The 3,073-nt window shown below is 42.0% G+C and carries 2 protein-coding genes; one reads left to right on the forward strand and one right to left on the reverse strand.

The genetic code is table 11. The features are described 5' to 3' along the window. Nucleotides 1–528: 528 nt before the first annotated feature. Nucleotides 529–1,164, reverse strand: a complete 636-nt coding sequence (locus Q0238_RS05615) for an NlpC/P60 family protein (protein WP_005870540.1) — start codon at nt 1,162–1,164, stop codon at nt 529–531. A gap of 124 nt (nt 1,165–1,288) precedes the next feature. Between Q0238_RS05615 and murA the strand changes: the two genes are divergently transcribed. Further along, complete coding sequence (murA, locus tag Q0238_RS05620) at nt 1,289–2,557, forward strand: UDP-N-acetylglucosamine 1-carboxyvinyltransferase (RefSeq protein ID WP_297943781.1); 1,269 nt, start codon at nt 1,289–1,291, stop codon at nt 2,555–2,557. Nucleotides 2,558–3,073 lie beyond the last annotated feature (516 nt).

Here is a 3,073-nt window from a genome sequence, read left to right on the forward strand (position 1 = left end):
TTTACTGGAATTTATAAAGTTTATCTGACGTAAATTAAAAAACAAACATGCCGTTAAATTTAATAACGATGGAATTTCAACTATATGAAGCTATTTCGTAGAATTTTATGTAAAATTATAAGTATAATTTTACTAAGAATAACAAAAATTTGAGTTTAAATTAATTTCAAAATAAATTTTAGAGTAATTATTTTAAATGCTTATTATATTGCGCGTTAAAAATGCTAATTTGATTTGTCGCGATAGTATCAAAGTGAGTTTTTATTCATAAGTTTTTGCTGCAGGAGTTTAAAAATCATAAAATTCTAAAATTTGATTAGAATTTTTTAGGAATTTAATAAATTCTATAAAGCAAGTCATAGCTAGAATTCCAAGCTAAATTATCTGCAAAATTTTACTTGAAATTTTAGAGCATAAATCAAACCGCCGCGAATTTTTTAAAGGTCTAACGAAATTTCATAAAATCTAATAAATTCCAAACGTTATAAGAAATTTTTCAAAAAATACGGCGAAAGAATTTTAAAAATTCTAGTTATTCACCCGTCCGTATCCTGCGAAGCGGTTCGATGCTAGGCAGCTTATGCGGTCTTTGCCGCAGCGGACGATATAGCTATTTTCCATCTTTTGCCCTGCTACATGGACGTTTTTCTTATTTAAATTTACGAAGTCCGCTTGATTTCTACCACGAGTATTGTGGACAAATTTCACGCGACCATCAGCATAGATCTCGCGCACGATACCAATATGACTGATTTCGTTATTGACCTTGCCTTTGTTAGAACGCAAAGTGTTTTGAAAAAACACCAAATCCCCCACTCGCGGCGTATTGCTGAGTAAATTTTTACGGCTGTAATAATTATATATTGCTTGGGATTTGCGTCCGTTGGTGAAGTATTTCGGCAGATCTTTTGAGTTAAAAAACAGATCATCGTATTTATCATTTAGCACGGTGATAAATCCGCTGCAGTCCCCTCCCGCGCGAGTGCCGGTGTAATCGTCCACAGATGCGATTAGCGGGCGGTTAAACTCGCTTCCCGGCACCGAAGTTATTCCTTCTTCATGATCGTTTAAGACATACGCTTGCTGGCTACCGGCAGACGGGGCTTTTGAGGAGCAACCGACCAGTAAAAACGCACCCAAAGCGCAAATAATTAGTTGTTTCATATAAAAATCCTTATAAAATTATGTAACGATTAAATTTGGGCGTAATTTTAGCGCTCAGTGGTAACAAAATGGTAACTTTAAAGCTAAATTCTGTATAATCGCCGAAATTTTACACGGAGAAATCATGCATTATCTACGAATTAACGGGGGCAAAAAACTAAGCGGTAGCGTCAAAATAAGTGGCGCAAAAAACGCCGCATTGCCGCTCATAGCTCTATCTATCCTTTCAAAAAACGAAGTCGTAATTAAAAATTTACCCGCAGTTTCCGATATCCACACGCTAATTCAGCTGCTTTCAAATTTAGGCGCAAAGTGCGAGTTTCTTGACGCCAACACCGCCAAAATCGATCCGCGCGAGGTAAACTCGACCAAGGCGATCTACGACATAGTGCGTAAAATGCGCGCTTCGATCCTGGTGCTGGGACCGCTTTTAGCGCGGTTTAGACACTGCGAGGTAAGCCTTCCCGGGGGCTGCGCGATCGGCGCCAGACCGATCGATCTGCACCTTAGCGCGCTTGAAAAGATGGGCGCGGAGGTTAAGATCGAGCAGGGTTACGTCGTTTGCACCGCAAAAAAGGGGCTTAAGGGCGCGACTATAAATTTTGACAAAATTACCGTCACCGGCACCGAAAATATCGTAATGGCGGCGGCTTTAGCAAGCGGTACCACGCATATCATAAACGCGGCGAAAGAGCCCGAAGTAATCGCCGTTTGCAACGCATTAAAAAGCGCAGGCATCGACATAGATGGCATCGGCACGAACGAGATTCTCATTAAAGGAAGCGGCGGCGAGCTTTTAAGCTTGGATGAAATTTCGATCATTCCCGATCGCATCGAAGCAGGCACCTATCTGTGCGCGGGCGCGATCACGGGCTCCCGCATCACGATCACGCACGCTTGCGCGGCTCATCTTGGCGCCGTGCTTGCAAAATTTGAAGATATGGGCTTTAAATTTGAAATTTCAAGCGGCGGCGACGAGGTAACGATCTTGCCCGCTTCAAAGATCAAACCAGTTGAGATCATCACGAGCGAATATCCGGGCTTTCCTACCGATATGCAGGCGCAGTTTATGGCGCTAGCATGCATCTCCTCGGGCGTCAGCACCATCGACGAGAGGCTTTTTGAAAACCGCTTCATGCACGTTAGCGAACTTTCAAGAATGGGCGCAGATATCCGCCTAAACGGACACATCGCGACGATTAGCGGCGGCAAGCTAAACGGCGCGGACGTGATGGCGACCGATCTGCGCGCCAGCTCGGCACTCGTTTTAGCCGCCCTTACGGCGCGCGGCGAGAGCAAAATACATAGAATTTACCACCTAGATCGCGGATATGAGAGGCTGGAAGCTAAGCTTGGTGCGCTTGGTGCGGACATACAGAGGCTCGAGGAATGACAAATTCCGAAATAAAGAATTTTGCACTAGCAAGCGATGCGGAATTTTACGCAAAACGCGTTTTAAAATGCCACGCTACGTAAGAGCCACGTAAATTCTATCAGCAGCAATGCATTTAAAACCGCTAAAACTAAATGCGGCGGAATTTTAAAAGCAAATCTTGATGGAATTTCAAGGATGAGTCTCTTAAGAATTTAAGTGGCGAACTTTAGTAAAATTTAATGAACGAGCCGTGGTGGAATTTTTTAAGCAAATGTGGGTGGAATTCCTAGGGCAAAGTGGAATTTTACGAGCGAAATGTTTTGAAATTTTAAGTAACACTAGCATTAAAATAAGGCAATTGAGCCCGTGAAATTTCGCGCATTTATTTGGGTAAAATTTTGCTTTGCAAGCTTTGGCGCAACATAAAATTTAAGGCCACGCGAAGTATTAACTGTGCGAATTTAAAATGTAAAAAAATTATAAAAAGGACTTAAAATGATAGGAATAAATGAGGCTATAGATTTGGCTACGGCT

It is taken from the genome of uncultured Campylobacter sp., from assembly GCF_938045775.1.
Lineage (GTDB): Bacteria > Campylobacterota > Campylobacteria > Campylobacterales > Campylobacteraceae > Campylobacter_B.